Origin of the sequence: Streptomyces sp. RP5T (assembly GCF_003933965.1) — a bacterium.
Lineage (GTDB): Bacteria > Actinomycetota > Actinomycetes > Streptomycetales > Streptomycetaceae > Streptomyces.
The window spans coordinates 1-6,820 of the sequence record NZ_RSAJ01000453.1 but is presented as its reverse complement, the minus strand read 5'-3'; the positions used below and the strand labels follow the sequence as shown (position 1 = coordinate 6,820).

Here is a 6,820-nt window from a genome sequence, read left to right as displayed (position 1 = left end):
GCACGCCACCCCCCACCCACGCACAGCCACCGAACAAAACCGGACGCCGACGCTGAGCACCCTCCACAAGCCGGGTGCGTCAACTTAACGGCTGGTCCTGGTTGTTGAGCTAAACGCACCGACTCCGCGGGCGGCACCCACGACTTCGTCGCCTGGCTCGCTCAGCGGGGACGGTGGTTGTCCTACTCGGTCGGCATGGTGATCACCGACTCGATCCACAGCCGCGTTCTGCAGGTCCCGGCATCGGCCTGGACGCCTGCCGTCGAGGCGGACGGCGAGATCTGGGACGGGGTCTGGGTCACCGAACTCACCGGCGATGTCCTCGACGGCTGGCCCATTGGATGCGGCTGATCGTCCGGAAGGAACGGCCGCATCCCGGTACCCAGTTGAGGCTCACGGACGCGGACGGCATGAGGCTGACCTGCTCTTCGCCACCAACACCTCGGACCGGCCGATCGCCGAGCTCGAGCTCCGTCACCGGCTGCGGGCGAGGGCCGAGGACCGCATCCGGGCCGCCCGCTCGACCGGCCTGCGCACCCTGCCCCTGAAGCGCATGGGCCAAAACCGGATCTGGCTGGAGATCGTCCAGCTCGCACTCGACCTGCTGCCCTGGATGCCGATGCTCGCGCTAACCGGCACCGCCCGCCTCTGGGAGCCCCGCCGCCTGCAGCTTCGCCTGTTCACCGCGGCCGGGCAACTCGTCACCACAGGCCGTCGGCGGTCCTCCGCCTGGCCCGGCACTGGCCCTGGACCAGCCACATTACCGCCGCCCTCGACCGCGGTCAGCGGGTCCCTGCTGGTTCGGAGGCCTCGGCCACTTCGCGGGAGACTTCCATGTCCATGAGGGGCGCATACTGCTGGCCCGCATAGCAGTCGGCGTCGTGAACGTCACCCTGGACGGTCGGCCGCGGCAAGGAGACCTTCACTGCGAGGGCGAGCGGATGGTTCACAACGAGGATGTCATCCAGCTTAGCTCCGTAGAGGGTGGCGAAGAGGTTCTTGTTCAGGAACCCAGTGGCGACGAGACGGTCGTAGGCGCTTTGGTCATGGCAGACGAAGTCGAACGTAAGGGTGAAGGGGCCGGCGTTCTTTGAACGGACCAGAGAGCAGTAGTCGAGCAGCGTGGTCATGGAGGTCACAGCTCCTGAGTGACGGTGCGGAACAGTTCAGTGGGGGTGATACCAGTGACTACGTGGTTGAGGGTGAAGCGGTAGAGCGGGCCTCGGTCCATCTCGGGGGGTGAGTAGGGGTAGGCCAGGGTGGAGACCAGGCCGTCGTATTCGGCGATCGGCAGATGACTGCTAGCGTGCGCCACGAATGTGGCAACAGTGTGGGCGGTGGCCTGGTCAGATGCCGTGATGGTGATCAAAACACCGAGTTCCGCGGGGTCCAGTGAGGTGGGTTCCCTGTCGGCAAGGACGGCACCCGCACCGTAGAGGCGGTAGTCGATGTCGACGGACGCGGGGTCGACATCGCCATTGAACACATCGCGGATCTTGGACTCGAAGTAATTCTTGGCTGCAGGGAGGAGTTTGGGGAGTGCGTCGACGACGATACGGTCGCGCACGCCGCCGATGATGACGGTTTGGTAGCCGACGAGTTCGGCACCTTCCAGCTTGTTGGTATAGCCGTCTGCGGGAATGTACCGGGCGCCACGAACACGGACCGTCTGCCCATCGACGGCCTCGTAAGTGGCTTCGCTGGTGTCGAGTACACCTGATGGCTCAGCGATGTGATAAGGGTCGGCATTCTCGTACAACGTATGAGCCGCAACCGAGCGAGGCGTAAGTCGGCTGCCGTCAGCCAGCGTGGTGACGTCGAAATGGTCATCGCGAAGGGTCACGAGCAGGGGGTTAGCCGACGGAGGAATCGCGCAGGCAGCGCCGCATTCAATGGTCTTCGCCATGTGCCAGGTCAGGCCAGGGGCTGCGCCGCGCAGGTGGGGAACGGCAGCGAACAACGCCGTGTCACTGGCCCGGCCGGCGAGGACAACGTCGCAGCCGGCCTCCAGAGCCTCCTGGATGGGCTCGATGCCCATCATGGCAACGGTATGGCTGCGCTCGAACAGTTCTCGATTAATCGCAGGCGCGTTGGCCAGGGGCTTGATCCGGCCGGCATCGTACAGTTCCTGCAGGCTCGCGGCGGGCTGATCGGAGTAGATCAGCCCGAGCTTGAAGCTCAGGTTCTCCTCGGCTGCGATCCGCCCGGCAATCTCTGCTACCTGGTCGACGCCGGCGTCACGCCCGGACGTGCCGCAAGATCCGATGATGAGCGGCACGCCGAGCTCATCCCGGGCCTTGAGGAGCAGGCGTAGATCGCGAGTCACGGCCTGGCTGGACAGCTTCGGAGTACCGGAGCCCAATGCCGCCGGACCGGAGTCCGTGGATCCAGCGTCGCAGGCGATCACGTCCGGGCGGGCCGCGACGCCGCGAGCGAACGCGTCGGCGTCGAATCCTGCCCCGAGCGCGCCGGTAGGGGCCAGGATGCGGAGTTCCATAGGGATAGTGCCTTTCGTCATTCAGGTGAGGAAGTGGACGCCAACGACGTCAGGAAGCGGGACCGTCAGCTGTGCGACGAGCCAGGAGTGTGAAGACCGTGAAAGTGACGGTCGCGAAGGCGGCTGCGTTGAGCAGCATGAAACGCCAACTAGTCAGGTCGACTGTGGTGCCAAGGATCGCCGGACCCAACGCCATTCCAGAAGCCGAGGCGATCGTGTACAGCGCAGTGTAGGTACCGAGCACCTTTTGCGAAGGAGCCAGGTTCCACAGAGCGACCAGCGCGTTGACGGCGAACGAGGCATAACCGAGGGAGGCCAGTACCATCGAGCCGATCGTGCCAGGCAGGGTCGGCAGGGCGAAGCCGACGAGAAGGCCGACAATAAAGAGGCCGACGCCGTAGCGCATGGCGCGCAGCTGTCCGAGCCGGTCCGAGAGATAGGCGATGGGCAGCACGCAGACAAGGAAGGCGATCGCTCCAGGCAGGGCAAGCCCTCCTGCTGCGCCGCGGGACAGGTGGAGAACTTCAACACCGTAGGGAGTCATCAGCGAGCGCTGCGCCGACCACATGCCGGCAAAGCAGAAGATGCCGATCATCAGCAGCAGCATGGGGCTGGAAGGGCTGAACACGGCGTTCTTCAGGATCGTCCACGGGGAGGTGAACTCCGGTTCCCCAGCGGCCTCGTCCTGGGCGCGGTGTTCCTCGATCACCATGACTTCACTGTGACGGCGGCCGAGGAATACCCATGACAGTCCCAGCGTGATCAGCATCAGCAGTGGCGGAAGCGCGAAGGCGAGATGAAGGCTGCGATCCACGACGAAGAGGCTGATCAGGGAGGAGACGACGATGGTCAGACTGACCCCGCCCTTGACAAAGCCCTGAGCCCGGCTGCGGTGTGAAGGCACGACGTAGTCGGATATCAGGGTCTCGGTAACTCCCTTGAACGCGTTGGCGATCGCGGCGAAGCCGACCACACACACCATCAGCATGGGTAGGTTGTTCGCCCAGGGAATGGCGATGAAGGGCACCGTCGCCGCGCAGGCTCCGATCAGCACGATGGGCCAGCGCCCGGTGCTGCGCCGGGCGAGCTTGTCCGAGAAGAAGCCGACGGCTGGCTGTGTGAAAATTCCCCAAGAGTGGTCCAGGCCCATGACGAGCCCGATGGCCCCGGCGGAGGAAAAGTAGTGGCGCAGTTGCTCAGGAACCTGAGCATCGTAGAAGTTCCATACGGCTTCCTGTGCGAAAACAGCGAGGGTGACCCACAGCACGGCGCTGCGGTTCATGCGATCGCTCGGAGGCCGCGGGTGGCGGAAGGCTTCCGCGTCGACCACCGGGTCTGTGGCGGGGGATTCAGACATCTATGCTCCCGCAATGTACTACAGCACATTGCTTATAGGCCCACCCTGAACCCCAGGGCGAGCGCCAAGGGCCAGGCTTGCTTGGACAGTTACATGAGGACGGCTCGGTGATGCCCTTTTAGGCGGACTGACATACCCGACTCGCACCGGGCTGTACGTGGCTCAGTCGCGGGCCGCGAGGACCGGCTCCTGCTCTTCCGGCGCGTCGCTGTGAGCTCGATTGAGACGGGCACCCTCGATGTCGAGGTCGGGGAGGCGGGTACGGAGCCATCGAGGCAGCCACCAGGCGGTGTGTCGGGTCAGGGCGAGGAAAGCGGGAACAAAGGTCATGCGGACCACGAACGCATCGATGAGCACACCAAGGGTGAGCGCGAAGGCGATCTGCTTGAGAATCATGCTCTCGTTGTAGACGAAGGCCGCGAATACTGACGTCATGATCAGCGCCGCGGCGGTGACGACCCTGGCACTGTGACGGCCTCCCTGGTGGACCGCGTGCAGGGGCTTGCGGGTGTGGCTGTAGTTCTCGTGGATACGGGAGACCAGGAATACCTCGTAGTCCATGGCGAGGCCGAACAGCACGGCCATGACCACCACCGGCAGGAACGATGCGATCGGGGTGGTGCCCTCAGCGCCGACCAGGCCCTGGAGGTGGCCACCGGTGAAGACGGCCACCGTTGCACCGAAGGTTGCCGCTATCGACAGCAGGTATCCGAACACCGCCTTCAAAGGCACGACGAACGAGCGAAAGACGACGAGCAGGAGCAGGAGAGACAGCCCCACGACGACGCCGCCGAACGGGACAAGAGCCGCGGAGAGCTGGCTGGAGAGGTCGATGGAGACTGCCGTCTTGCCAGTGACCCGAATCGACGCCCCGGTGTCCTTTTCTATCGCCGGCTTCTTGTCGCGGATGGTGGCGACCAGGGCTTCGGTGGCCTTTGAGTCCGGTGCACTCTTCGGTATCACCTGGATGATTCCGTAGGTGCCAGAGGCATTGAAGGCGGGCGGGGTGACGGAGGCCACGCCCTCGAGCTTCTGCAGGTCCTGTGCGATGGCAGCCGCAGTCCTTTTCGGAGCGGCGGATCGGCCAGTGTCCGCCAGCACGATCAGAGGGCCGTTGAAACCGGGGCCGAACGCCTTGTCGATGGTGTCGTACGCGGCACGCTGAGAAGTCTGGGTGGAGGCGGAGCCGTTGTCCGGCATGGCGAGGCTCATGCTCCGTGCTGGCCACGCCAATGCGCCGAGAGCGGCGACGACCATGAGGACGGTCAGCCACGGCTTGGCTGTTGCGAGCCGGACCCAGCGCTCACCGGCGTTGGCCGACCGAGACGTGTCGGCATCGGCGTGGGAAGCGTTCTCCCGGCGGGCGGCCCGGCTTCCTGTCTTCGGGGCGAGGCGGCGTCCGGCGACGCCGAAGAACGCGGGCAACAGTGTCAGGGCCACGGCCACAGCGGCGAACACCGAGAGAGCGGCGGCCAGGCCCATCACGGTCAGGAACGGGATACCGACGACCGACAGGCCGGCCATGGCGATGATTACCGTGAGTCCTGCGAACACGACAGCACCACCCGCCGTCCCGGTCGCGATACCTGCCGCATGTTCGGGATCGTCGCCCTCGGAGAGCTGGGACCGGTGGCGCGTGAGGACGAACAGGGCATAGTCGATCCCGACGGCCAACCCGATCATCAGCGCCAAGGTCAGCGCGGTGGAGGAGATGTCCGCAATGCCAGCCAGCGCGAGGACGCTGGCCACTCCTGCCACGACACCGACGAGCGCGGTCAGCAGCGACATCCCGGCCGCGAGCAGTGAGCCAAAGGTGATGGTGAGCACGATGACGGCGACGATCACACCGATCAAGTCATGCGGGCCTGGCTCGGCCCCGCCTCCGGCGAACGCAGCACCGCCCACCGCGACGTCCAGCCTGGCGTCCGCAGCCGGCTTGACGGCGGCGTCCAGGGCCTCGAGGCTGCCGGCGCGTAGATCTTCCTTTGCCACGTCATAGGTAACCTGGGCGACAGCGACATCCTGGTCAGCTGAGACTCCCCCGATCTGCTGGGGTGGAGTCACCTTGACGACCTGCGGAGCCTCAGCGGCCTTCGCCACGGCCGCGTCTATCGCCGCCATGTAACGAGGCTCGGTCACCTTGTGTCCGCTCGGCGCAGAGAAGACCAACTGGGCACTCGTTCCTGCCGTTCCGGGGAACTCCCGGCCCGCCGCATCCAGCGCTTGCTGGCTTTCAGAGCCCGGGATGGCGAACTCATCGTTGAGCTTGCCGACTCCACCAAACAGCGACATCACCGCGATCACAGCGACGAGGAAGACGAGCCAGAGTGAAATCACCAGCTTGCGGCGCCGGTAACTGGCCCGGCCGAGCCGGTACAACAGGGTTGCCATGAGCAGTACTCCAAAGAGGGGCCCCGCAAGAACGCGGCCGAGCTGAAAGGGCAAAGTGCCATGGTGGGAAAGTGCGGTGGACCGTTTCGCGCTGATCGAGCGGGCAGCAGAGCAACGAGCGGGACTGGCCGCTGCGCGGCCGGTAGGCGTCATACCTAAGCCTCCGGCACTGCTGGGACGGCGCTACCGGCGTCGTTCACCCGCGCGACCCAGGCTGTGGCCGGACCCGTCCCGCGCCATCACCGCAGCTCACCGGCAAAGTCAAGCCTGCGCCGAGGCCGGTACCCGACCAACTGCGTCGGGCAATACGTTCGCCAACCTCCCGCTCCCGCAACGCCCCGTCCCGCCTCCAACAGGGACAACAGCACCTCGGCCTGTGCAACGCGTTCACAGGCTGATCGGTTCACTCCCCCGTCTCAAGGCCCTGAAGAACGCCACACAACCTGATACTTGACCGATCAAAAGTTCCCGCCCCCTGTCAATGACCACCGAGCCAATCGGCCTGACAGGCGTCGTCACGTTCGTAGACGCATGGGTGTCGAAGAGCGAGTTGAGTGGGGGGTGGGGCTCGGGGC

General features: G+C 65.3%; 4 protein-coding genes and 1 pseudogene. 1 reads left to right on the top strand and 4 read right to left on the bottom strand.

Annotated elements, in window-relative coordinates; genetic code table 11:
* Positions 1 to 114: 114 nt before the first annotated feature.
* Positions 115 to 780: pseudogene (locus EHS43_RS33180) on the top strand (transposase); the annotation flags it as partial.
* A 2-nt stretch (positions 781 to 782) separates the two neighbouring features.
* Here the strand turns inward: EHS43_RS33180 and EHS43_RS33175 are convergent.
* The 4 genes from EHS43_RS33175 to EHS43_RS33160 form a co-directional block, all read right to left on the bottom strand.
* Positions 783 to 1,130 (bottom strand): DUF4387 domain-containing protein, encoded by a 348-nt coding sequence (locus EHS43_RS33175; RefSeq protein WP_125194364.1) that lies wholly within the window; start codon positions 1,128 to 1,130, stop codon positions 783 to 785.
* 5 nt (positions 1,131 to 1,135) lie between these two features.
* Complete coding sequence (locus EHS43_RS33170; RefSeq protein WP_125194363.1) at positions 1,136 to 2,497, bottom strand: acyclic terpene utilization AtuA family protein; 1,362 nt, start codon at positions 2,495 to 2,497, stop codon at positions 1,136 to 1,138.
* 49 nt (positions 2,498 to 2,546) lie between these two features.
* Positions 2,547 to 3,854: an MFS transporter gene (locus EHS43_RS33165; RefSeq protein WP_125194362.1), complete on the bottom strand. Its 1,308-nt coding sequence runs from the start codon at positions 3,852 to 3,854 to the stop codon at positions 2,547 to 2,549.
* Positions 3,855 to 4,016: 162 nt separating this feature from the next.
* Complete coding sequence (locus tag EHS43_RS33160; protein ID WP_125194361.1) at positions 4,017 to 6,245, bottom strand: MMPL family transporter; 2,229 nt, start codon at positions 6,243 to 6,245, stop codon at positions 4,017 to 4,019.
* Positions 6,246 to 6,820: the final 575 nt, after the last annotated feature.